The following is a 23,338-nucleotide window of genomic DNA, read 5'->3' on the forward strand; positions in this document are numbered from 1 at the left end:
GAAATGCGGACACACCCCTGCCCGGGAACGGCGCCACGCCGGGAGGGGCGACGGCATCCAGACTACGACCCGGGCCCGACACCGGACACGATGACCCGAGGCACACGCCGACCCGGCACCCGCGCGCGGTGCCCGGTGTCACACTGGTCCCGTGCTGCTGCGCCGACTCCTCCCACCGCTGCTGGTCCTCGGCCTCGTGAGCTGCGGCGCCGACAGCGTGAGCCGCCCCGCCCCGGCCACCACCGCACCGCCGGAGACCGGCGCGCAGCTGCGCGTCGAGGTGGTCGCCGGCGGCCTCGAACACCCGTGGGACATCGGCTTCCTGCCGGACGGGACCGCGCTGGTCACCCAGCGGCCCGGCCGGCTCGCGCTGCTGGCCGACCACCGCGCCGGCGCGCTGGTGCACCCGGTGCAGGCGGACTTCGGCGACGTGCTGGCCACCGGTGAGGGCGGGCTGATGGGCCTGCTGGTGCACCCCGACTTCGCCGCCGACCGGCAGTTCACCACCTGCCAGACCCACCAGGTGGGCGGGAACGCGGTGGACGTCCGGCTGGTCACCTGGCGGCTGTCTGAGGACGGAGCCCGCGCGGACCGGGTCGGGGACCTGCTCACCGGGCTGCCGGTCAACCCCAGCGGGCGGCACTCGGGCTGCCGCCTCGCGCTCGCCGCGGACGGCGCGCTGCTGGTGGGCACCGGCGACACCGCGCGCCCCACCGTCGCCCAGGACCGCACCTCGCTGGGCGGCAAGGTGCTGCGGCTCGACCTCCACACCGGGGCGCCGCTGCCGGACAACCCGTTCGCCGCCGCGCCCGACCCGCGCGAACGGCTGGTGCACACGCTGGGCCACCGCAACGTGCAGGGGCTCGCGGTGCGGCCGGACGGGCAGGTGTTCAGCGCGGAGCACGGCCCCGACGTCGACGACGAGGTCAACCTGCTGCGCCCCGGCGCGAACCACGGCTGGGACCCGTCGCGGGGCGGGACGGTGGTGGGGTCCTACGACGAGTCGGTCCCGATGACCGACCTGCGGCGCTTCCCGGACGCGGTCCCGGCCGTCTGGTCCTCGGGCGACGACACCGAGGCGATCTGCGGGGCGGCGTTCCTGAGCGGCCCGCAGTGGGGCCGCCTCGACGGGGCGCTCGCGGTCACCGCGCTCAAGGGCAGCAAGCTCCTGCTGCTCGCGGTGCAGCCGGACGGCACGGTCCGGGAGGTGCTGGTGCCGCCGGAGCTGGACGGCACCTTCGGCCGCCTCCGGGCGGCCCGCACCGGCCCCGACGGCGCCCTCTACGTCTCGACCTCCAACGGCGACGACGAGGTCGTGCGCATCAGCCCGTCCTGACCCGAGCACCACTCCTGGTCCGGTTCACCGGGGATCAGCCGTCCGACTCCCACTGGGATCGCGACCACCCGCGCGGGCGGAGGCCGGTGGTGGGGTCACTTGGTGCTCAGGCGGGGCTTGTGCTCCAGGTTGGACAAGCCGTTCCAGGCGAGGTTGACCAGGTGGGCGGCCACCTCCTCCTTCTTCGGCTTGCGGGCCTCCAGCCACCACTGGCCGGTCAGCGCCACCATGCCCACCAGGGCCTGGCTGTAGAGCGGGGCCAGCTTCGCCTCGTAGCCGCGGGCGCTGAACTGCAGCGCGAGGATGTGCTCCACCTGGCTGGCGATGTCGTTGAGCAGGCTGGAGAAGGTGCCGCTGTTGCTGGCCACCGGGGAGTCCCGGACCAGCACGCGGAAGCCGTCGGTGTTGCCGTCGATGTAGTCCAGCAGCGCCCGGGCCGCCTGCTCCAGCAGGTCGCGGGGGTGCCCCGCCGACAGCGCGGAGACGACCAGGTCCAGCAGCGAGCGCATCTCGCGGTCCACCACGACCGCGTACACGCCCTCCTTGCCGCCGAAGTGCTCGTAGACGACGGGCTTGGACACGCCGGCGCGGTGCGCGATCTCCTCGATGGAGGTGCCGTCGAAGCCCTTCTCCGCGAACAGCGCGCGCGCCACGTCGAGCAGCTGCTGGCGGCGTTCCTTCCCGGTCATCCGCACCCGTGCCGTGCGGCCCGAGGTCTGCGCTACCGGTTCGGGCGCGTTCCGCCCGCGTCGTCGTGGAGCCACTCGCACCACCCTAGGTCTCGACGCTGGTCGCCGTGTGCCGCCCCACGAAGAAGGGCCCGCGCGACCACCGCCGCGCAGGCCCCCGTGGACGCCCGCCGATCAGCCCTTGTACTCGGTCACCGCGATGCGGGCGAGGCGCTTCTCGTTGGGCCAGCGGACCTTCCAGGCCCAGCCGACCTTCTCGAGGAACCAGATCACCCGCGCCGAGATGTCCAGTTGACCACGCAGCACGCCGTGCCGGGCGCAGGTCGGGTCGGCGTGGTGGGAGTTGTGCCAGGACTCCCCGAAGGACAGGATCGCCAGCGGCCAGAAGTTCGCCGCCTTGTCCCGGCTCTTGAACGGGCGCTCACCGATCATGTGGCAGATCGAGTTCACCGACCACGTGATGTGGTGCAGGAACGACACGCGCACCAGACCGGCCCAGAAGAAGGCCGTCGCCGCGCCCCACCAGGACCAGGTGATCAACCCGCCCAGCAGCGCGGGCAGCAGGAAGCTCAGCGCCGTCCACAGCGGGAACAGCTTGTTCAGCACCACCAGCGTGCGGTCCTTGCGGAGGTCCGGCGCGAACCGGTCCTCGTTGGTCATCTCGCGCTTGAGCATCCAGCCCATGTGCGAGTGCCAGAAGCCCTTGACCAGCGCGAAGGCCGAGGTGCCGAAGAGCCACGGCGAGTGCGGGTCGCCCTCCCGGTCGGAGAAGGCGTGGTGCCTGCGGTGGTCGGCGACCCAGGTGATCACCGGCCCCTGCACCGCCATCATCCCGGCGATGGCCAGGGCGATCCGCACCCCGCGGTTGGCCTTGAACGACCCGTGGGTGAAGTAGCGGTGGAAGCCGACGGTGACGCCCAGACCGCTGATCACCCAGAACACCACGGCCAGGGTGATGTCGAGCCACCCGATGCCCCAGCCCCACAGCACGGGGACGGAGGCGATCAGCGCGGCCATCGGGATCAGCAGGAACGCGTACACGAGGGACGCGCGTCCGGCCGACTGCGACCCCGATGTCAACGGTTTGGGTCCGGAGCCGGCCTGCGGAGGAGCAGTGCGCTCGGAGACTGCGGTCATGCTCAATACCTCAGATGTCTTGGGGAGGTGAGGAACAGCGTCTTCGCTGGGAAGCAGGCCCCGCGACACCTCCACCTACGGGACCGTAACCTACGCAAGCGTAAGTTGTCCGATGCAGAATCGTCACCCCCCAGCGGCAAATTCACGGTGTGTCGCACCCGTCCGGGCGTGTCCCACCCACCGAGCATCACCCGATCGGATCGATCAACTGCGCAACCGCACGCCGTCCGGGTACGTCCCACGTACGTGTCAGGACGCACCGGAACCCCGAACTCCGCAAGCCCACCGCGTTCCCGCTGCGACCGCCGTGTCACGATGTCGCCCGGGCACCACCGCCTGCCGTCCTGGGCCGGTAAGCTCGGGCAGCGGTGCCGGGCAGCCGGCACCGGGAGGCGACGACGCCCGATCCGCCGTGGTGTAAAGGCAGCACCTCGGATTTTGGTTCCGATGGTCCAGGTTCGAATCCTGGCGGCGGAGCGAGCGGTCCTCCCGGGCCCGTCGCCGCGCGCGATGGGCACCACCCGGGAGGCAGGGTGAACAGGGGGTGTGCGCCGCTGCGCGACGACTCGACCGCCGTGCGGGAGGAACCGGCGACCACGCTGAGCGAGGTGTCCGACGCGTGGTTGGTCGGGCGTGCGCGCGAACTCAACGCCGTCGGCCAGCACAGCGACCCCGCCGGGCAGCGCAGCACCATCCGCGAGGCCGACAACCTGCTCGCCGAGGCCCAGCGCCGCGGTGAACCCCGCATCGTCGCCCAGCTCCTGCGGCACTGCGCCTCGATGCGGCTGGCCACGCCCGGCATGGTCGAGACCGCCGACCCGCTGCTGGACGAACTGCTCACCCACTCCCGCCGGCACGGCCTGGACGTGCTGCAGGCCGACGCGCGCGCCCTCCGCGGCCGCCGCGCGCTGCAGAACGGCAGCGAGGACACCGCGCTCACCGAGATCGCGCACGGGCTGGCCATGCTCGACGAGGAGCTGGTGCCCGACCGCACGCTCGGCCGCCGGTCCTGGGAGCGGCTGCTGGCCACCGCGCTCATCGACACCGGCCTGGTGCTCACCCAGCTCGGCGTCTACGAGATGGCCGACGAGGTGATGGCCCGCGCCCACCAGCGGATCCGGGAGAGCGGCGGGCCGCACGAGATCGCGGTGCACATGATCAACCGGTGCCGGATGCTGCTCGGCTGGGGGCTGCGGCTGGAGCGCATCGGCCAGGACGAGGAGGCCGCCGCCCGGTTCGCCACCGCCTCGGCCATCGCGGTGGCCGTCGAGGGACCCTGGCGCGAGTCGCTGTTCCCCCGCGTGTCCGACCGTCCGGCCGCCGAGCAGATGCCGGTGCTCGGCGCCGCGCACGCGCTCGCGCAGCCGCACGCCGAGCACATCGAGCGGCTGGAGGTGCTGCGCACGCTGGACCGCGCCATCCACCCGCGGGAGAAGATCGTCGTCGCGATCGCGCTGTCCCGCTGCCTCACCCAGGCCGGCCAGGGCGAGCGCGCGGTGCGCGTGCTGGCCGAGACCCGGGCCGACCTGGACACCGACACCTCGGAGCCGACGCTGCGCATCTCGCTGGCCCGCGAGTACGCGCTGCTGACCGACCTGGACAGCGCCGACGTGCACGAGGCCCTGCGCGAGTACGCGGTGGAGCTGGAGAACGAGCTGTGGACCATGCGCCAGGCGCGGCTGTCCACCCTGGTCACCCGGCTGGAGAACTCGCGGCTGAGCCACAAGCACGACGCCATCACCCGGCAGGCGCTGCAGGACCCGCTCACCGGCCTGTCCAACCGGCGCGCGCTGGACGACCGGCTGGAGGCGCTGCTCAACGACCCGGACGCCGACCCGCTGGCGGTGGCGCTGGTCGACCTCGACGGCTTCAAGGGCGTCAACGACCAGTGCTCGCACGCCGAGGGCGATGACGTGCTGCGCACCGTCGCGGCGACCCTGCGCGACACGCTGCGCACCGACGACTTCGTCGCGCGCTACGGCGGTGACGAGTTCGTCGTGCTGCTGCCCGGGGCCACGCTCGGCGCGGCCGAGGCCGCGCTGCAGCGCACCGTGGAAGCGGTGGACCGGCTGCCCGATGACCTCATCCACGGGGTCACGCTGTCCATCGGCGTCGTCGCGATGCGCCCGCAGGAGTCGGCGGCGCAGGTGCTGGCCCGCGCGGACGCGGCGATGTACCAGGCCAAGCGCGGCGGCGGCAACCGCGTGGCGGCGCTCGCCGGCGGCGCGATCCCGCCGCCGGACCGCCCCTCGGAAGATCACTCCGTGTGGATCCCGCCGGACGCGCTCTGACCCGATCGCGTGGCACGTGACGGAGAACTCCGCTCCCCGGAAGTGCCCACCGCGCGTCGCCCGAAGGGGGTGGGACGGGCCACCCGCACGCCGCTCACCAGGGACGTCGAAGATCACGTTCGTGCAGCTCGCGGCATATGTCTGACCTCGGCGCAGGTCCGTTCGGCGGTACCATCACTCGCGCCGGAAGTCCTGCAGGGGCGCTGGACCGGCGAGCGCACCGGTCCGGTTACCCTTCACCCGCTCGGACGCAACAGGCACTGCCGGCCACCTCGAGCCGCACAGAGATCAAGGGAGAGCGCTGATGCTCCAGGGCGACACCGCCCAGCCCTCCTCCCACCGCGCCGACGCACATCCGGAACCGGTCAGCACCGTCGTGCTCGCCGCCGGCGAGGGCACCCGGATGCGGTCGGCCACCCCGAAGGTGCTGCACCGGCTCGCCGGGAGACCGCTGGTCGAGCACGCGGTGCGCGCCGCGGCCGGCGTCGACCCGGAGTCACTGGTCGTCGTGCTGGGGCACGGCCGCGAGGCCGTCGCCGAGCACCTCGACGGCCTGGCCCGGGCGCTCGACCGCCCGATCACCACCGCGGTCCAGGAGGAGCAGCTCGGCACCGGGCACGCGGTGGCCTGCGGCCTCGACGCGCTCCCGCCCGGGACCACCGGCACGGTGCTGGTCAGCTACGGCGACGTGCCGCTGCTGGACAGCGACACCCTGGGCGCGCTGCTCGCCGAGCACACCGGCTCCGGCAACGCGGTCACGGTGCTCACCGCCGTCGTCGACGACCCCACCGGGTACGGCCGGGTGCTGCGCGACGCCCACGGCCGCGTCACCGGGATCGTCGAGCAGAAGGACGCCACCCCGGAGCAGGCCGAGATCACCGAGATCAACTCCGGTGTCTACGCCTTCGACGCGGAGGTGCTCCGGGACGCGCTCACCCGGCTGTCCACCGACAACGCCCAGGGCGAGCTCTACCTGACCGACGTGCTGTCCATCGCGCGCACCGACGGGCGACCGGTGGGCGCGCTGGTGTGCGCCGACCCGTGGCTGGTCGAGGGCGTCAACGACCGGACCCAGCTGGCCCGGCTCGGCGCCGAGCTCAACCGGCGCCTGCTCGAGGGCTGGATGCGCGCGGGCGTCACGATCACGGACCCCGGTTCGGTCTGGCTGGACTGCGACGTGGTGCTGGCGCGCGACGTGCTGGTCGAGCCGGGCGTGCAGCTGCGCGGCGGGACCACCGTCGGCGAGGGCGCGACCATCGGGCCGGACACCACGCTCACCGGCTGCACCGTGCACCCCGGCGCCACCGTGGTGCGCACCCACGGCGAGGGCGCCGAGGTCGGGCCGGGCGCGACCGTCGGTCCGTTCGCGTACCTGCGGCCCGGCACCCGGCTCGCCGCGAAGGGCAAGATCGGCACCTTCGTGGAGACCAAGAACGCCGAGATCGGTGCAGGCACGAAGGTCCCGCACCTGACCTACGTGGGCGACGCGACGATCGGTGAGCACACCAACATCGGCGCGGCCACCATCTTCGTCAACTACGACGGGGTGAACAAGCACCACACCGTGGTCGGGTCGCACGCCCGCACCGGTGCGGACAACACGTTCGTCGCCCCGGTCCGGATCGGCGACGGCGCCTACACGGCCGCCGGTTCGACGATCACCCAAGATGTCCCGCCGGGGGCGATGGCGGTCGCTCGCGGCAGGCAACGCAACGTCGAGGGCTGGGTGGCCAGGCGGCGTCCCGGCACCCCGGCGGACGAGGCCGCACAGAAGGCCTTGGCGGAGGAACCGACCACCAATCCGACGGAAGACGCCCAACGACGGACGTCGAACGGGGAGGGACGATGACCGTGAGTGCCATGTCTGCGACCCCGAAGAAGAGCCTCAAGCTCTTCTCCGGTAGCAGTCACCCGGAACTTGCCGAGGAGGTGGCCAAGCAGCTCGACGTAACGGTCACGCCCCAGGCTGCCTACAAGTTCGCCAACGGCGAGATCTTCGTGCGCTACGACGAATCCGTCCGCGGTTGCGACGCGTTCGTCATCCAGTCGCACTGCAACCCGCTCAACGACGCCATCATGGAGCAGCTGATCATGGTGGACGCGCTCAAGCGCGCCAGCGCCAAGCGCATCACCGTGGTCATGCCGTTCTACGGCTACGCCCGGCAGGACAAGAAGCACAAGGGCCGCGAGCCGATCTCGGCGCGGCTGATGGCCGACCTGTTCAAGACCGCCGGCGCCGACCGGATCATGGCGGTGGACCTGCACACCGACCAGATCCAGGGCTTCTTCGACGGCCCGGTCGACCACCTGATGGCCCAGAAGCTGCTGGCCAGCTACATCCGCGAGACCTACGAGGGCGAGCAGATCACCGTGGTCTCCCCTGACTCCGGCCGCGTCCGGGTGGCGGAGAAGTGGGCCGACGACCTGGGCGGCACCCCGCTGGCGTTCATCCACAAGACCCGCGACCCCAGCAAGCCGAACCAGGTGGTCGCCAACCGCGTCGTGGGTGACGTCGAGGGCCGGCTGTGCGTGCTGGTCGACGACATGATCGACACCGGCGGCACGATCACCAAGGCCACCGAGCAGCTGCTGGCCGCGGGCGCCAAGGACGTGATCATCGCGGCGACGCACGCGGTGCTGTCCGGCCCGGCGGTGGAGCGGCTGTCCTCGTGCGGCGCGAAGGAGGTCGTGCTGACCAACACGCTGCCGATCCCGGAGGAGCGTCGGTTCCCGAACCTCACCGTGCTGTCGATCGCCCCGCTCGTCGCCGAGGCGATCCACCAGGTCTTCGAGGACGGCTCGGTCACCAGCCTCTTCGACGGCCGCGCCTGACCGGCACCACGCCACAGGCCGAACGGCCCCGGGCCCACCTCAGTGGACCCGGGGCCGTCGCCGTTCCAGGCTCCGCTCCGTACTCCCCTCCCCGCCCGATCGTCCCGGGGGGCACGCGATCCCGATGGGACCGGACGTCCGATCCCAGGGGGATCGCGACGACGTCACCCCTCGCCGCGCGTCGGACCCCGACACACCGCCGCACGTCCGCCGGGCGGGTGTCCCGCCACCGGGGGCGCGCCCCCGGCCCGGGCGTCAGACGGCGGTGACGACCTCGTCGTAGTCGAGGCGGGGGAGGCGGGGGAACCAGGCGTTCTCGCCCGGCTTGCCGATGTTGACCACCACCAGGACCTGCTGCGTGCCGTCCGGGAAGAACTCCTCGTTGATGCCCGCCGCGTCGAAGCCGGTCATCGGGCCCGCCGCCAGGCCGGCCGCCCGCACGCCGAGGATGAAGTAGGCGACCTGCAGGCTGGCGTTGAGCTTGGCGTTCTCCGCGCGGAAGTCGTCGTCGGCGAAGATCTCCTTGGCTTCTGGCTTGTGCGGGAACACCTTCGGCAGCTTCTCGTGGAAGTCCAGGTCGGCGGCCAAGATCGCCACCAGCGGGGCCTGCTCGGTCTTGGCCCGGTTGCCCTCCGCCAGGTGCGGCAGCAGGCGCTGCTTGCCCTCCTCGGAGCGCACCAGCACGATCCGCAGCGGCTGCTGGTTCATCGACGTCGGGCCCCACTTGACCAGGTCGTAGATGGCCTGCACCTGCTCGTCGGACACCGGCTCGTCGGTGAACGTGTTCGCCGTGCGGGCCTCGCGGAACAGCAGGTCCTGCGCCTCGGCACCGAGCGCGAGCTGGGCGTGGTCGACAACGGTCATGATCGCTTCTCCCCAAGGTCTGTCGCGGGTGGGCCGCCCCCGCGAGCGGCCCACCCCCGACAACATCCTTGAAGCTTCAAATGTTCCGCATGGTGGTACGGGTCACTCGAAGACACCGACCAGCTCGTTGAACGCCACCCCGATGAACAGCGCCAGGCACAGCACCAGCAGCGCGTTCGACAGCCACCGCGACCGGTGCGCGTCGGGCATCATCGTCTTCGAGTTCAGCAGCACCAGCAGCGTCCCGGCCAAGAACGGCATGAACAGCGCGCCCAGCACGCCGTAGACCACGGTCAGCTGGAACGGCTTGCCCAGGAACAGCAGCAGCATCGGCGGGAAGGTCAACCACAGCAGGTACAACCGGTAGGCCGGGCTGTGCATCCCCGCCTTGTGGTCGTAGTCCTCCGCGGTCTCCGGCGGCGCCTCCTTGGGCAGCCGCCAGGTGCGCCACCAGTCGGCGAACAGCAGGCTGACGCCGTTCCACACGCCGATCACCGAGCTGAACGCGACCGCGAAGAAGCCCACCAGGAACGGGATCCGGGCCCACTGCCCGTAGTCCTGCGCCAGCGTGTCGCCCAGCTGCAGCAGTCCCTTGTCGCCGCTGGTGAGGTCGTGCCCGAGCAGGATCTCGGCACCGACCACGAGCATCGCGACCACGAAGATCCCGGTGGTGATGTAGCCGACGGCGTTGTCGGTGCGCATGAACGGCAGCCAGCGCGGGGTCCGCCACCCCTTGGCGAAGGTCCAGTAGCCGTAGGCGGCCATGGTGATCGTGCCGCCGACACCGCCCATCAGGCCGAGCACGTAGGCGACCGAACCGCCCGGCAGCGTCGGGACCAGACCGGCCCCCAGCTCCAGCAGGTTCGGCCCGACCAGCACCGCCGTGCCCACCACGGTCACGAACATGACGCCGACCAGCACCGTCATGACCTTCTCGAGCAGCGCGTAGCGGCCGAACCAGACGAGCACGAGCCCGAGCAGACCGCAGACGATCGCCCACCCGGAGACCGGCAGCACCGGGAACAGCGCGTTCAGCGGCAGCGCCGAGGCGGACATCGCGGTGGCGCCGTAGACGAAGCCCCACACCACCGCGTAGAGCCCGAAGTAGCCGACGGCCCAGCGGCCCAGGGTGCGCCACCCGGCGAGCATGGTGCGGCCGGAGGCCAGGTGCCACCGCCCCACGGCTTCGCCCAGCGCCAGCTTGAACACCGTGCCCAGCACGACCGCCCAGAACAGCGCGTACCCGTAGCGGGACCCGGCGACGAGGGTGGCGACCAGGTCACCGGCGCCGACGCCGGTGGCCGCGGCCATGATGCCGGGCCCGACCTGCTTGAGCTTGGCCTTCCAGGTCGGGTCGGGCGCGGCGACGCCCGAGGAGTTCGCGTCAGCAGACATGCCGGGAAAGCTAACCCGGAACACCTGCGCCCGACCGTTCCAGCGACCGAACCGTGACGTCACCGGGCGGGGCGGTGACCGACCGTGCCGGACCGCTGGCAGAGCGCGGACGACCAGGCCGTTCCCGGACCGTGCGACCGCGGAGCCGGCGCCGCGGGACCGCCGGGACCACCGGGGTGAACTACGCTCCCGGCACCCCGCCGCGCCGGGTGCCCCGTGCGGAGTCGGCACCCCGTGCCCGTTTAGACTGTTCGGGTTGCCTCGGCGAGGTCGGGCGTTCCGCCCGGCGTGATCGGCGCGGTGGCACGGTGGCGGCCGACCCCTCCGGTCGGCGCACTGATGTCGCTCACACCCCGAGGTGCCGAACCCTCCCGGCACCGCGTCGATCCGCTCCGTAGCGCGCCCCACCGCCGCAGGCCAGCGACCCATCCACGTTCGCCCGACGTCATGAGGAGTGCACCACCGTGTCCGAGGTACGTATCGCCGTCGAACAGCGCACCGAGTTCGGCAAGGGTGCCGCCCGCCGCACCCGCCGTGCCGGCAAGATCCCCGCGGTCCTCTACGGCCACGGCTCCGACCCGAAGCACCTGTCCCTGCCGTCCGTCGAGTTCGCCCGCGCCATCCGCGAGAACGGGCACAACGCGGTCCTCACGCTCGACGTGGCCGGTGGTGACAGCGAGCTCGCGCTGACCAAGACCATCACCACCCACCCGATCAAGAACTACATCGAGCACGTCGACCTGCTGCTCGTCCAGCGCGGCGAGAAGGTCACCGTCTCGGTGCCGGTCGTGCTGACCGGCGAGGCCGGCCCGGGCACCCTGGTCAGCCAGGAGACCACCGAGGTCGAGGTCGAGGCCGAGGCCCTGCACATCCCGGAGCAGCTGGAGCTGTCCATCGAGGGCGCCGAGGTCGGCACGCAGCTGCACGCCTCCGACATCAAGCTGCCGGCGGGCGTGGCCCTGCAGACCGACGCTGAGACGATGGTCGTCAACGTCACCGAGGCCGCCGCGGCGCTGGCCGAGGAGACCGAGGTCGAGGGCGAGGGCTCCGAGGAGACCGCCTCCGAGGAGTGAGCCCCGCCGTCGGGCGCGTCGCGCGCTGCCCCGCGATCGGGTGGGGCAGCGCGCAGCGCCGGTGACCTGTCTGCCGAACCCTGCCGCGCGGCCGGACGAACTCCGGCTCCTCCGGCGGACGAGAGCCGCGCGGTTCGAGCAGAATGGGGTGCGACCTGCGCAGTCGGCGCACCCCCAGGTAGAGCAGGAGACTTCCCACCGTGACTTCCCCGGACGCGGTCTCGCTGGTCGTCGGGCTCGGCAACCCCGGCCCGCGCTACGCCGGCAACCGGCACAACATCGGCTTCCTGGTGGCCGACGAGCTCGCCGACCGGGTCGGCGGGAAGTTCAAGGCGCACAAGTCCGGTTCCGAGGTCGTCGAGGGGCGGCTCGCCGGGGCGCGCGTCGTGCTGGCGAAGCCGCGCTCGTTCATGAACCTCTCCGGCGGTCCGGTGGCCGGCGCGGTGAAGTTCTACAAGGTGCCGCCCGAGTCGCTCGTGGTCGTCCACGACGAGCTGGACCTGCCGTTCGGCACCATCCGCCTCAAGCGCGGTGGCGGCGAGAACGGCCACAACGGCCTCCGCTCGATCACCAAGTCCCTCGGCACCCGCGACTACGTGCGGGTGCGCTTCGGCATCGGCCGCCCGCCCGGCCGGATGGACCCGGCCGACTACGTGCTCAAGGACTTCTCCACCGTCGAGCGCAAGGAACTGGCGTACTTCATCGACGTCTGCGCCGACGCGGTCGAGGTGCTGGTCACCAAGGGCCTGGAAGCCGCCCAGAACCAGTTCCACTGACCCGCCGGACGCGTCGGGTCGAGGAAGGTGAAGTGCTCGTCGACCACGGTCGGCTCCCGGCCGCGGCGGCGACAGCGGACAGCTGACTCCGGTGCAGGACCCGGCCCTGACCACCGCTGTGATCGTGGGGCGCGGCGCGCTCGCCAGCCGTGTCCCGTGGCCGAGTCGACCAGGTACGGCATGTCGTCGGTGACGACCTGTGCGCTCATGCGGAGGTCGCGCCAGAGGTGCCGAGGAGTCGCCGGGGTCGACCGGGCGCGGAGGTCCGTCCCCCGGCCCGGCCGTCCGGCATCAGCTGTGGAAGAGCTCGACCAGCACCCACAGCGCGATGCGGACCAGGACGGTGAGCAGCGTCCGAGGCCTGCTCAGGCGCTCCTCGCGTGCCCGGCGGCGGCTGCTCCGGACACTCCGTCGTCGCGGTCGTTCACCATGTCGTGCCATCCGGCATCCCTCCTCGGAGGTGACTCGTCACCCGCCGGGACCCGGTCCGGTCCCGACGGGTGCGCACGCCGCCGGGATCGGCACACCTTCAACCCTAGGAACCCGGAACGCCAGCTCTCGGCCCACGCTGTCGCGCGGAGGCGCCGCGCGGTGCGGCGCCTCCGCGATCGGGACGCCGGGGATCAGCTCGCGGGGACGAGGGACGCCGCGGCGGCGCGGCGGAGCTTGCCGGACGGGGTCTTCGGCAGCGACCCCGGCGAGAGCACCACGACCGCCGACGGCCGGGCGCCGACCGCGTCGAGGACGCGGGCCGCGACCTCCTTGCGCAGCCGCTTCTCCGCCTCCTCGTCACCGGCCAGGCGGGACTCCAGCACCACGGCGAACCGCTCGCGCCGGCTCCCGGCCTCCTGCCGTACCGCGGCGGCGTTGCCCGCGCGCACGCCCTCGACCTCGCAGGCGGCCCGCTCGATGTCCACCGGGTAGATGTTGCGGCCGCCCATGATGATCACGTCCTTGCGGCGGCCGCAGATCACCACCTGACCGTCCACCAGGTACCCGTCGTCCCCGGTGTCCAACCAGCCCTCGCTGTCCTGAGTGGACAGCGGCCCCTCGGTGGTGAGGTAGCCCGGCGTCACCGCCGCGCCGCGGATGCGCAGCCGCCCGACCTGCCGGTCGCCGAGCTCGCGGCCCTCGTCGTCGACCACGTCGACCTCCAGGCCCGGCAGCGGTCGGCCGAGCAGCGCGAACTGCCGCGCCCGCGCGGTGTCCGGAGCCACCGGTTCGGCCCGCCGCTGCTGCTCCAGGGCGTCGGCGTCGACGGTGTCGACCTCCACGCCGCGCCCGAGCGGCGCGAACGAGACCGCCAGCGTCGCCTCGGCCATGCCGTAGGCGCACACCATGCTCGTCGAGTCGAGCCCGAACCGGGCGCCCGCCTCGGTGAAGGTCCGCACCGCCGCGGGGTCGATGGGTTCGGCGCCGTTGAGCGTGAACCGGACGCTGGAGAGGTCGAACTCGCCGTCGTCCGCGCGCGCCAGCCGGCGCCCGACGATCGCGTAGGCGAAGTTCGGCGCCGCCGTCACGGTGCCGCGGTGCTTGGTGATGAGCTCGGGCCACAGCAGGGGCCGGGCGAGGAAGTCGGCCGGGGTGACCTTGACCGCCGACATGCCGATGGCCATCGGCACGGTCAGGCAGCCGACCATGCCCATGTCGTGGAACAGCGGCAGCCAGGACACCGCCACGTCGCGCTCGGCGTCCAGCTCGGCGGCCTCCACCATTGCCAGCAGGTTCGCGTGCAGGTTGGCGTGGGTGATCCGCACCGCCTTGGGCTCCGCGGTGGAGCCGCTGGTCAGCTGGAGCAGCGCGGTGGCGTCCTCCGGGACGTCGACCGGTCCGGCCAGCGGCGCGGCGCCGGACCCGGCGAGCTCGGCCAGGTGGCGGTGCGCGATGGAGTTCTCCTGCAGCATCGCGGAGAGGTCCTCGAAGGGCGGCCCCAGCAGCACCAGCCGCGCCCCGATCATCGTGAGCACGCGCACGGTGTCCTCGGCCCAGACCGCGAGGTCCGTGCGCGGCGTCGGCTGGTGCAGCATGGTCACGCTGCCGCCGCCGAGCCACACCGCCTGCACGGCGGGTGCGATCAGTCCCGGGTCGGCGGCGAGGATCGCGACGGCGGTACCGGGTTCGAGGTCGTCACCCAACGCGCCGGCGATCCGCCGCGCGTCGTCGTGCACCTGCCCCCACGTGCGGAACCAGGGCTCCTCGGGCTCTCCGGTGGTGAGCCCGCGTCCGCCCTCGCCGGTGTTGGCCCGGGCGGACGCCACCAGTGTCTCCACGAACCGACTCATGCGACGGAGCTTACGTTCCCGGCTCCCGTGGCACGATCGCGTGACGGGCCGGGATCAGCCCAGCTGCTCGGCGAGCTCCATCCAGCGGGCCTCGACGTCGTCCTTCTCCTGGTGCAGCGCGCGCAGCTCGACGTTGAGCTCGGCCAGCCGCTCCGGGTCCGTCGCGGCCTCCGCGAGCTTCTCGTGCAGCGCCTGCTCGCGGTCGGCGAGCTTGTCGAGCTGCCGCTCGCAGCGCGCGAGCTCCTTGCGGGCGGCGTGCTCCTCCGCGCCCGACAGACCGCGCGGCTTCGGAGCGTCGGTGGCCTGCTTGCCGACGTCCTCCTCGGCCGCCAGCAACGACTTCCGGCGCGCCAGGTACTCGTCGATGCCGCCGGGCAGGTGCGTGAGCTTGCCGTCGCCGAACAGCGCGTAGACGCTGTCGCACACCCGCTCCACCAGGTACCGGTCGTGCGAGACGACCACCAGGGTGCCCGCCCAGCCGTCGAGCAGGTCCTCCAGCTGCTGCAGGGTGTCGATGTCCAGGTCGTTGGTCGGCTCGTCCAGCACCAGCACGTTCGGCTCGCCCATGAGCAGGCGGGCCAGCTGCAGCCGGCGGCGCTCCCCGCCGGAGAGGTCCTCGACCGGCGTCCACTGCCGGCCCTTGCCGAACCCGAACCGCTCCCCCAGCTGCGAGGCGGTCAGCTCGTGCTTGCCGAGGGTGACCCGCTCGGCGACGTCCTCGATCGCCTCCCGCACCCGCCAGTGCCCGGGCAGGTCGTGCAGCTCCTGCGTGAGGTGGGCCAGGCGCACCGTCTTGCCCTCGATGCGCTTGCCCGCGTCCGGCTCGCGCTCGCCGGCGAGCAGCTTGAGCAGCGTCGTCTTGCCGGAACCGTTGACGCCGACCACGCCCAGCCGGTCGCCCGGACCGATCCGCCAGGTCACGCCGTCCAGCAAGGTCCGGTCGCCGACCCGCAGGTCGACGTCCTCCAGCTCCAGCACGGTCTTGCCCAGCCGCCGCTTGGCGAAGGCGACCAGCTCCGCGGAGTCGCGCGGCTCCGGCACGTCGGAGATCAGCGCCTCGGCCGCCTCCACCCGGTAGCGCGGCTTGGACGTGCGGGCCTTGGCACCGCGCTGCAACCAGGCGAGCTCCTTGCGGGCGAGGTTCTGCCGCTTCTCCTCCGCGGCCTGCGCGATGCGGGCGCGCTCGGCACGGGCGAAGACCCAGTCCGCGTAGCCGCCCTCGTACTGCTCGACGCGGCCGTCGACGACCTCCCAGGTCCGGGTGCAGACGGTGTCCAGGAACCAGCGGTCGTGGGTGACCACCACGAGCGCGCACTTGCGCTCCAGCAGGTGGTCGGCCAGCCAGCGCACCCCCTCGACGTCGAGGTGGTTGGTGGGCTCGTCCAGCACCAGCAGGTCGATGTCGCGGACCAGCGCGGCGGCCAGCGCGACGCGGCGGCGCTCCCCGCCGGAGAAGTCCTCGACCGGGGTGTCCAGCCCGAGCCGGGTCATGCCGAGCCCGGCGAGCACGGAGCGCACCGTGGCGTCGGCGGCCCACTCGTGCTCAGCGGCGAAGCCGAGCGGGTCGAGCACCGCGCCGCGCACGGTCGCGCCCTCGGGCAGCTCGGTGCGCTGGGTGACCACGGCCATCCGCAGGTCGCGCCCGTGGCTCACCCGGCCCTCGTCGGGTTCGGCGAGGCCGGCGAGCACCTCCAGCAGCGTGGTCTTGCCGCCGCCGTTGAGCCCGACGACCCCGATCCGGTCGCCCGCGGAGACGCCCAGGGACACCCCGTCCAGCAGTGGGCGCACGCCGTAGCTCTTGTGGACCGATTCGAGATTGACCAGGTTCACCATCGAGTGTTCGTCTACTCCATCGACTGCGTTGCGCGGTCGCGCGCGACCGCGGCGTGCGGGGTGCGCTGCGAGGTCAGGCGTGGACCTGGGGCGGCGTGGGGCGGTGGGCCGGTTCCTCGGTCACGAGCTTGGCGCCCGGCACCGGGCCGTGCGCCACCCGGACGGTCCGGCACACGCCCGCGCCGGAGAGCTCCGCGGCCACGCGCACCGCCGAGTCCGCGTCCGTGCACAGGAACGCGCAGGTGGGGCCGGAGCCCGAGACGATGCCCGCGAGCGCGCCCGCCTGCACGCCCGCGCGGAGCGTGCGGCGCAGGCCCGGGCGCAGCGACACCGCGGCGGCCTGCAGGTCGTTGCCCAGCAGCAGCGCGAGCTGGCGGGGGTCGCCGGAGGCCAGCGCCTCCAGCAGCGGCTCGACCTCGCCGACCCGGTTCGGCCGGGTCTCCTCCCGCAGCCGGTCGAGTTCGGTGTAGACGGCGGGGGTGCTCAGCCCGCGCCGGTCGAGCGCAATCACCCAGTGGAAGGTGTGCCGGGCCAGCACCGGCACCAGCCGCTCGCCGCGCCCGGTGCCCAGCGCGGTCCCGCCCTGCAGCGCGAACGGGACGTCGCTGCCCAGTTTCGCGGCCAGCTCGCTGAGCTCGTCGCGCCCCAGCTCGAGGCGCCAGAGCTGGTTGAGCGCCAGCAGCGTGGCGGCCGCGTCCGCGCTGCCCCCGGCCATGCCCCCGGCGACCGGGATGCCCTTGTTGATCGACAGCCGCACCCCGGGCTCCTCCGGGTCGCGGCCGCTGTGCTCGGCGAGCAGCTGCACCGCCTTCCACGCCAGGTTGCTGGCGCCGGTGGGCACCGAGTCGGCGCCCTCGCCGTGCACGTCGATGCCGGGTTCCTCGGCGACCAGCACGGTCACCTCGTCGGTCATCGACAGCGCCTGGAAGACGGTGACCAGTTCGTGGTAGCCGTCCGGTCGGGCGTCACCGACCGACAGGTGCAGGTTCACCTTCGCCGGGACGCGGACGGTGATGGGGGTAGGAACCACGGAGAGCACTCCTAGAGCGTACGTGCCCGAGGAACCCCGCCGCCGACTTCCCTGCGCAACACGCCCGTCCCGGCGGACTCGTCGGCCGCACCACAGCAGCGGAGGGCACCGCCCGGGCCGTGGCCCGGAGGGTGCCCTCCCACCGCTGTCCGCTGGTCAGTCGGCCGGGACGACGGCGACGCCGCCCCACTTCTCGTTGATGAAGTTCTTGACCTCCGGCGAGCGCAGCAGCTCGGCCAGCTTCTGGATCCGCGGGTCCTCCGCCAGGGCCGGGGTGGTCACCAGACCGTTGGCGTAGGGGTTGTTCTCCGCGCTCTCCACGAGCACCGGGTCCTTCAGGTTCGCCTTGATCGCGTAGTTGCCGTTGACCACCGCGGCGGCCGCGTCGTCCACCGAGCGCGGCAGCTGGTCCGGCGAGAGGTCCTTGAAGTCGATGTTCTTCGGGTTCTCCGCGATCGCGGCCTCCAACCGGGTGCCGACCGCGGCGTCCGGCTTGAGCTTGATCAGCCCGCCCTGCTCCAGCAGCTTGAGGCCGCGGAACTGGTTGGCCGGGTCGTTGGACAGCGTCACGGTCGCGCCGTCGGGGATCTCCTGCAGCGACTCGTGCTGCTTGGAGTACACCGCCAGCGGTTCCAGGTGCACCGGCGCGACCCACGCGAAGTCACCACCGCGCTGCTTGCGGTACTCGTCGAGGTACGGGACGTGCTGGAAGTAGTTCGCCTCCAGCTCGCCGTGCGCCACGGCCTCGTTGGGCCGGTTGTAGTCGTCGAACTTGACGATCTCGATGTCGATCCCGGCCTTCTCGGCGAGGTTGTCCTTGACGTACTCGAGGATCTCGCCGTGCGGGGTCGGGCTGACCGCGACCCGGATCGGGGCGTTGGGGTCCTCGGCGGCCGAGGGGCCGCCACCGCAGGCGGCGAGCGCCACACCGACGGCGGCCACCAGGGCAGCGAAGCGCAGACGCATCAGGGCAGTGTCCTTTCTGGACGTCAGAACGGGACGGGGTCCCGAACGAGGAGGGAGAGGGGATCAGCCGTCGCGGAGGATCAGCCGGCCGCGGTGCGACGGCGGTCGACCGCCTTGGCCGTGAGGTCGGTGATCAGCTGCATGCCGAAGGCGAGCACCGCGAGCACCAGGACCGAGCCGTAGAGCAGCCGGTCGTCGTAGCCCTGGTAGCCGTCCTGGATCGCCGTGGTGCCCAGGCCACCGCCGCCGATCGCGCCCGCCATCGCGGCGTAGCCGATCAGCGCCACCGCGGTGACGCCGACCGCACCGACCAGCGCGGCCCGCGCTTCGCCGAGCAGCACGGTCCACACGATCCGCAGGCGGCTGGATCCCGTGGTGATCGCGGCCTCCACGACGGTGAAGCTCACCTCGCGCAACGCGTTCTGGGTCAACCGCGCGAAGAACGGGATCGCGCCGATGGTCAGCGGCACGATCACCGCGGTGCTGCCGATCGACGTGCCGATCAGCAGCCGGGTGAACGACGCCAGCACCACCAGCAGCACCACGAACGGCACCGAGCGCACGACATCGACCACGATGCCGAGCACCCGGTACAGCGCGGGCCTCGGGTTCAGCCCGACCGGCGAGCTCAGGTGCAGCAGCACACCGAGCGGCAGCCCACCGAGGACCGCCAGCAGGGTGGACACCAACACCATGTAGAGCGTGCCGAGCGTGGCCTCACCGAGGATCTCGAAGACCTCCGACCAGGGGGTCACATCACTCACGCAGCGACTCCGTCAACGCACACGGGAGCGCGCCGCACGTGCGCGTCGCGCTCGACCATCCACTTCAGCGCGGCCTCGGCGCGCTCGCCGCTCAGGCCGACCTTGAACTTCGCGACCGGCGTGTCCCCGAGGCGGGTCAGCCCGCCGCCGAGGATCGCCAGCTCGACACCGAACCGGCTCGCCGCCTCCGGCAGCAGCGCGCCCACCGCGGCGAAGCCGACCAGCACGACCTCGGCGACCACGTCGTGGCGGCCGTCGGTCGGGCGCAGCGGCTCGGCCTGGTCGGTGGCGGGCAGCAGCGTCGAGCTCACCCGGCTGTCCGGCGCGGCGACCAGGTCCAGCACCTTGCCGTGCTCCACCACGCGGCCGCCTTCCAGCACCGCGACGTCATCGGCGATCTTGCGCACCACCGCCATGTCGTGGGTCACCACGAGCACGGTGACGCCCAGCTCCGCGCGGGCGCGGTCCAGCACGGTGAGCACCGAGTCGGTGGTGCCGGGGTCCAGCGCGGACGTCGGTTCGTCGGCCAGCAGCACCGAGGGCTTGGCGGCCAGCGCCCGCGCGACCGCGATCCGCTGCCGCTGCCCGCCGGAGAGCTGGTCGGGGTAGACCGAGGCCTTGTCGGTCAGGCCGACGAGGTCCAGCAGCTCGCCGACGCGGCTGCGCCGCTCCGGCCCGGACATCCCGGCCGCCTCCAGCGGCAGCGCGATGTTGCCCGCCGCGGTGCGCTGCCGGAGCAGCGAATCACCTTGCGGCACCACGCCGATCTGCCGGCGCGCGGCGCGCAGCGCCTTGCCGCTGAGGGAGACGAGGTCGGTGCCGTCCACCCGGATGGCACCCGAGTCCGGCTTCTCGAGCAGCGCGATGCACCGAGCGAGGGTGGACTTGCCTGCGCCGCTGGGGCCGACCACGCCGCACACCGCGCCGGCCGGAACCTCCATGGTGACGCCGTCGAGGGCGCGCACCGTGCCGTTGTTCTGCTGGAAGGACTTGGTCAGGTTCTCGACTGTGATCACGATCGGCTCCAGATCAGCTCGCGTCGGGCCGCGCTCAGCACGGAGCAGCGGGCCAGGGGCTCCGGGTGGAGGGAAGGGGCTGGGTCACCTCTCGCGACGACAGGCGGAGGTCGTGCGCCGCCCGTGGTCGATGACGCGACGCTGCGTGAGGAGCATCCGGATGCGGCTGGAGGACGGGGCCGGTGTCCGGGTGGGGCTCGCGGCAGCGAGCAGCGCGTTGGAATCCACAGCTACTCCATCGGTCCTGGCGTTAGCACCTGCCCGTCCGGGTGGTTGCTGCGGCGTCACTGAGCCAGGTCTCTCGGCCGCTCGGGATGGATTTCCCGGACAGTAGAACCCACTGGCGGATTCCGGCGCAAGTTGATAGTCGTCACTTTCCGAAACAGTTTGCAACGTCACACATCCGGACGAGCGGGAATTTCTTCCCCGGACCCGGTGTTCCGGTGACTCCCAGTAGCAAGATTGCGGCGATCCGCAAGCGCCCGGACGGGTGGTTCAGGAGGCGTCCTCCGCCGCCGCGGCCTCCGCGATCCGCGCGAAGTCAGCGATGCGCAACTGCTCCCCGCGGGTCGTCGGGTCGATGCCCGCCGCCCGCAGCACGGCCTCCGCGCGCGCGGCCGAACCGGCCCACCCGGCCAGCGCGCCGCGCAGCGTCTTGCGCCGCTGCGCGAACGCGGCGTCCACCACGCGGAAGACCTCCGCGCGCGGTGCGCTCGACGGCGGCTCCACGCGCCGGAACGCCACCAGCCCGGAGTCCACGTTGGGCACCGGCCAGAACACCGTGCGCGGCACCGGACCGGCGCGCCGCACCTCGGCGAACCAGGCGAGCTTGACGCTCGGCACGCCGTAGACGCGCCCACCGGGCCGCGCGGACATCCGGTCGGCGACCTCGGCCTGCACCATGACCAGCCCGTGCCGCAGGCTCGGCAGCTCGGCCAGCAGGTGCAGCACGACCGGCACGGCGACGTTGTAGGGCAGGTTGGCGACCAGCGCGGTCGGCGGCGCCGGGAAGTCCGCGGCGCGCACGCGCAGCGCGTCCGCCTCGAGCACCGTGAGCCGGTCGCGCAGCGCCGGGGCGAACTCGGCCGCGGTGCGCGGCAACCGGGCGGCGAGCGCCGGGTCGATCTCGACGGCGGTCACCGCGCCGGCGGCGGGCAGCAGGGCCAGCGTCAGCGAGCCGAGCCCGGGCCCGACCTCCAGAACGACGTCCTCGGAGGTCACCGACGCCGAGGCCACGATGCGCCGCACCGTGTTCGGGTCGTGCACGAAGTTCTGCCCGAGCTTCTTCGTCGGGCGGATGCTCAGCTCCTCGGCCAGCCGACGCACGTCGGCGGGGCCGAGCAGCGCCGCCTGCTGGTCGTCCACGTCGACGAACGTACCCGCACGCCACTGCGGCCCTCGCGACCAGGTGGGCCGGGAGCGCGAACGCCCTGGCGCCGTGGGCACGGCACCAGGGCGTGCAGTCCGGGCGGCCTGCCCGCACGCGCGGGCAGCGCCGCGATCAGCTCAGGCCGAGCTTCGAGGAGCAGTGCGGCCAGGCACCGTAGCCGCCGCGGGAGGAGCGGACCTTCTCCGCGACCGCGATCTGCTGCTCGCGGCTGGCCTGGTGCGGGTACGGGGCGTACTGGTCGCCGCCGTAGGCGTCCCAGGTGGACTTGTTGAACTGGAGGCCGCCGTAGTAGCCGTTGCCGGAATTGGCCGACCAGTTGCCGCTGGCCTCGCACTGCGCCAGCTTGTCCCAGACCGCGCCGTTCGGCGGCTGCTTGCCACCGACGCGCACGACCTTCTCCTGCGCCTCCTTGACGACCTTCTCGCCGACGGTCTCGCGCTTGACCTCTTCGCCGTTCTCGGTCGTCACGCGCATCGTCACGATCTTCTCGCCGGGCACGCCGGGGAACTCGACGCGCTCCTCGCCCTTGAACATCGTGTTGTCGACGATCTCGCGCACCGGCGGCTCGACCGGCATCGTCACGTTGATCACCGTGCTGCTGGTGCGGACGATGCGCACCTCGGCACCGCTGACCAGCCGCTGGTCGCCGCCCGGGGTGACGGTGTCCTCCGGGCCGAGCTGGAGCTCCTGCTCCTTGACCAGCTCGTCGACGGTGGCGGCGGTGGTGGTCAGCCGCCGCGGCTCGCCGTCGCCGTCGATGAGGGTGATGTCCTTGCTGGTCTTGATGACCAGCTCCATGCCCTCGTGCGGGACCACCATGTTGCGGTCGGCGGAGATCCAGGCGCCCTCGGTGGACACCCCGAGCTGGCTCAGCGCCTGCCCGACGGTGACCGAGCGGACCCACTCCTCGCGGACCTCGCCGTCGATGTTGACCTTGAGCAGGCGCCCGCGGTCGAGGGTGATCGTGTCGCCGTGGCCGACCTTGGCCTGCGGCGAGGGGCTCAGCGCGTCGTGCTGGCCGACCTGGATGCCCTCGTCCTCGAGGACCTCGCCGACGGTGTCCTCGTAGGTGTTGATGGTGCGCTCTTGGCCGTCGATCTCGACGGTCACCGACTTGTCCATCGCGGCGGCCGCGCCGCCGGTGCCGGTGAGGGTGAGCAGCACGCCGGCGACCGCGCCCTTGAGGAAGCGCCGCTTCCAGTCGGTGATCGCCTCGACGACCTCCTGCGGAGGTTCCCCGTCCTCCTCGGCCTCCGGCAGCACGTCGGGGAGGACCAGCGGCGGCAGGACGGTGGTCTCGGCGTTGATCAGCCGGATGACCTCGTCGACGTCGATCTCGGCGGTCGCGAGCACGTCCTCGGCGTCCGGGCCGAGCGCGTCGTAGATGTCCGCCGGGGTGATCTCCAGCGCACCGGGCGGGAAGCTCGGGTGGTCCTCGGCCGGGTAGCGCTCGTGCTGGGGCCGGTCGAGCAGACCGACCGCGGTGCGCGGCTCAGCGGCCTGGACCGGGGTGAACCAGTCCGTAGCAGAGTCGAAGGAATCGGCCCAGTAGCCGTCGTTCCGGGGGTGACTGGGCTCGCCGCGTCCGTTCACAGGGTCGTTACCTCCCGAAGGCGGAAGTCGCGCTGGTGCAGGAGGAGCGTCGCGTCATGTCGTCGCTCAAC

The 23,338-nt window shown here is 72.5% G+C and carries 19 protein-coding genes, 1 tRNA gene and 1 riboswitch; of the genes, 7 read left to right on the forward strand and 13 right to left on the reverse strand.

Going from position 1 to position 23,338, the window contains the following annotated elements:
• The first annotated feature begins 157 nt into the window (after window positions 1-157).
• On the forward strand, window positions 158-1,336 hold the full coding sequence (locus tag HNR68_RS00110) for a PQQ-dependent sugar dehydrogenase (RefSeq protein ID WP_179724446.1): 1,179 nt from the start codon (window positions 158-160) through the stop codon (window positions 1,334-1,336).
• 95 nt (window positions 1,337-1,431) lie between these two features.
• On the opposite strand, the gene HNR68_RS00115 is transcribed toward HNR68_RS00110, so the two are convergent.
• Both HNR68_RS00115 and HNR68_RS00120 read right to left on the reverse strand, forming a co-directional pair.
• Complete coding sequence (locus tag HNR68_RS00115; protein WP_179716418.1) at window positions 1,432-2,025, reverse strand: TetR/AcrR family transcriptional regulator; 594 nt, start codon at window positions 2,023-2,025, stop codon at window positions 1,432-1,434.
• Window positions 2,026-2,199: 174 nt separating this feature from the next.
• Window positions 2,200-3,162 (reverse strand): acyl-CoA desaturase, encoded by a 963-nt coding sequence (locus HNR68_RS00120; RefSeq protein ID WP_179716419.1) that lies wholly within the window; start codon window positions 3,160-3,162, stop codon window positions 2,200-2,202.
• 406 nt (window positions 3,163-3,568) lie between these two features.
• Here HNR68_RS00120 and HNR68_RS00125 point away from each other — a divergent pair.
• The 4 genes from HNR68_RS00125 to HNR68_RS00140 all read left to right on the forward strand — a co-directional run bounded on the left by HNR68_RS00125 (window position 3,569) and on the right by HNR68_RS00140 (window position 8,285).
• Window positions 3,569-3,639, forward strand: a tRNA-Gln gene (locus tag HNR68_RS00125).
• A gap of 56 nt (window positions 3,640-3,695) precedes the next feature.
• Window positions 3,696-5,453, forward strand: coding sequence for a GGDEF domain-containing protein (locus HNR68_RS00130; protein ID WP_380573384.1), 1,758 nt, complete (start codon window positions 3,696-3,698; stop codon window positions 5,451-5,453).
• Between the two features lie 304 nt (window positions 5,454-5,757).
• On the forward strand, window positions 5,758-7,302 hold the full coding sequence (glmU, locus tag HNR68_RS00135) for a bifunctional UDP-N-acetylglucosamine diphosphorylase/glucosamine-1-phosphate N-acetyltransferase GlmU (protein ID WP_179716420.1): 1,545 nt from the start codon (window positions 5,758-5,760) through the stop codon (window positions 7,300-7,302).
• Between the two features lie 11 nt (window positions 7,303-7,313).
• Window positions 7,314-8,285 carry a ribose-phosphate diphosphokinase gene (locus HNR68_RS00140; RefSeq protein WP_218888145.1) on the forward strand — a complete coding sequence of 324 codons (972 nt, stop codon included), beginning with the start codon at window positions 7,314-7,316 and terminating at the stop codon, window positions 8,283-8,285.
• A gap of 255 nt (window positions 8,286-8,540) precedes the next feature.
• On the opposite strand, the gene HNR68_RS00145 is transcribed toward HNR68_RS00140, so the two are convergent.
• Window positions 8,541-9,149, reverse strand: coding sequence for a malonic semialdehyde reductase (locus HNR68_RS00145; protein ID WP_179716423.1), 609 nt, complete (start codon window positions 9,147-9,149; stop codon window positions 8,541-8,543).
• Window positions 9,150-9,251: 102 nt separating this feature from the next.
• A complete protein-coding gene (locus HNR68_RS00150; protein ID WP_179716425.1) occupies window positions 9,252-10,544 on the reverse strand; it encodes an Nramp family divalent metal transporter in 1,293 nt (430 codons plus the stop codon).
• Between the two features lie 464 nt (window positions 10,545-11,008).
• Between HNR68_RS00150 and HNR68_RS00155 the strand changes: the two genes are divergently transcribed.
• Both HNR68_RS00155 and pth read left to right on the forward strand, forming a co-directional pair.
• Window positions 11,009-11,617: a 50S ribosomal protein L25/general stress protein Ctc gene (locus HNR68_RS00155; protein WP_179716427.1), complete on the forward strand. Its 609-nt coding sequence runs from the start codon at window positions 11,009-11,011 to the stop codon at window positions 11,615-11,617.
• A gap of 200 nt (window positions 11,618-11,817) precedes the next feature.
• Window positions 11,818-12,393, forward strand: a complete 576-nt coding sequence (pth, locus tag HNR68_RS00160; RefSeq protein ID WP_179716429.1) for an aminoacyl-tRNA hydrolase — start codon at window positions 11,818-11,820, stop codon at window positions 12,391-12,393.
• A 291-nt stretch (window positions 12,394-12,684) separates the two neighbouring features.
• Here pth and HNR68_RS00165 read toward each other — a convergent pair whose 3' ends face one another.
• The 9 genes from HNR68_RS00165 to HNR68_RS00205 form a co-directional block, all read right to left on the reverse strand.
• On the reverse strand, window positions 12,685-12,834 hold the full coding sequence (locus HNR68_RS00165; RefSeq protein WP_179716431.1) for a hypothetical protein: 150 nt from the start codon (window positions 12,832-12,834) through the stop codon (window positions 12,685-12,687).
• Between the two features lie 182 nt (window positions 12,835-13,016).
• Window positions 13,017-14,675: a fatty acyl-AMP ligase gene (locus HNR68_RS00170; RefSeq protein ID WP_179716433.1), complete on the reverse strand. Its 1,659-nt coding sequence runs from the start codon at window positions 14,673-14,675 to the stop codon at window positions 13,017-13,019.
• 54 nt (window positions 14,676-14,729) lie between these two features.
• Window positions 14,730-16,508, reverse strand: coding sequence for an ABC-F family ATP-binding cassette domain-containing protein (locus tag HNR68_RS00175; protein ID WP_179716435.1), 1,779 nt, complete (start codon window positions 16,506-16,508; stop codon window positions 14,730-14,732).
• 73 nt (window positions 16,509-16,581) lie between these two features.
• Window positions 16,582-17,538, reverse strand: coding sequence for a 4-(cytidine 5'-diphospho)-2-C-methyl-D-erythritol kinase (locus tag HNR68_RS00180; protein ID WP_179716437.1), 957 nt, complete (start codon window positions 17,536-17,538; stop codon window positions 16,582-16,584).
• Between the two features lie 156 nt (window positions 17,539-17,694).
• On the reverse strand, window positions 17,695-18,504 hold the full coding sequence (locus HNR68_RS00185; RefSeq protein ID WP_179716438.1) for a MetQ/NlpA family ABC transporter substrate-binding protein: 810 nt from the start codon (window positions 18,502-18,504) through the stop codon (window positions 17,695-17,697).
• A gap of 80 nt (window positions 18,505-18,584) precedes the next feature.
• On the reverse strand, window positions 18,585-19,268 hold the full coding sequence (locus HNR68_RS00190; protein WP_179716440.1) for an ABC transporter permease subunit: 684 nt from the start codon (window positions 19,266-19,268) through the stop codon (window positions 18,585-18,587).
• The gene (locus HNR68_RS00195) at window positions 19,265-20,284 is read right to left on the reverse strand and encodes an ATP-binding cassette domain-containing protein (protein WP_179716442.1); all 1,020 of its coding nucleotides are present in this window, start codon (window positions 20,282-20,284) and stop codon (window positions 19,265-19,267) included. The genes HNR68_RS00190 and HNR68_RS00195 overlap by 4 nt, the downstream gene beginning before the upstream one ends.
• A 232-nt stretch (window positions 20,285-20,516) precedes the next feature.
• Window positions 20,517-20,605: riboswitch (SAM riboswitch) on the reverse strand.
• Window positions 20,606-20,779: 174 nt separating this feature from the next.
• A complete protein-coding gene (gene rsmA, locus HNR68_RS00200; RefSeq protein WP_179716444.1) occupies window positions 20,780-21,649 on the reverse strand; it encodes a 16S rRNA (adenine(1518)-N(6)/adenine(1519)-N(6))-dimethyltransferase RsmA in 870 nt (289 codons plus the stop codon).
• Window positions 21,650-21,785: 136 nt separating this feature from the next.
• Window positions 21,786-23,267 carry a transglycosylase family protein gene (locus tag HNR68_RS00205; protein WP_179716446.1) on the reverse strand — a complete coding sequence of 494 codons (1,482 nt, stop codon included), beginning with the start codon at window positions 23,265-23,267 and terminating at the stop codon, window positions 21,786-21,788.
• Between the last annotated feature and the right edge of the window lie 71 nt (window positions 23,268-23,338).

The organism is Saccharopolyspora hordei (assembly GCF_013410345.1).
Classification (GTDB): domain Bacteria; phylum Actinomycetota; class Actinomycetes; order Mycobacteriales; family Pseudonocardiaceae; genus Saccharopolyspora; species Saccharopolyspora hordei.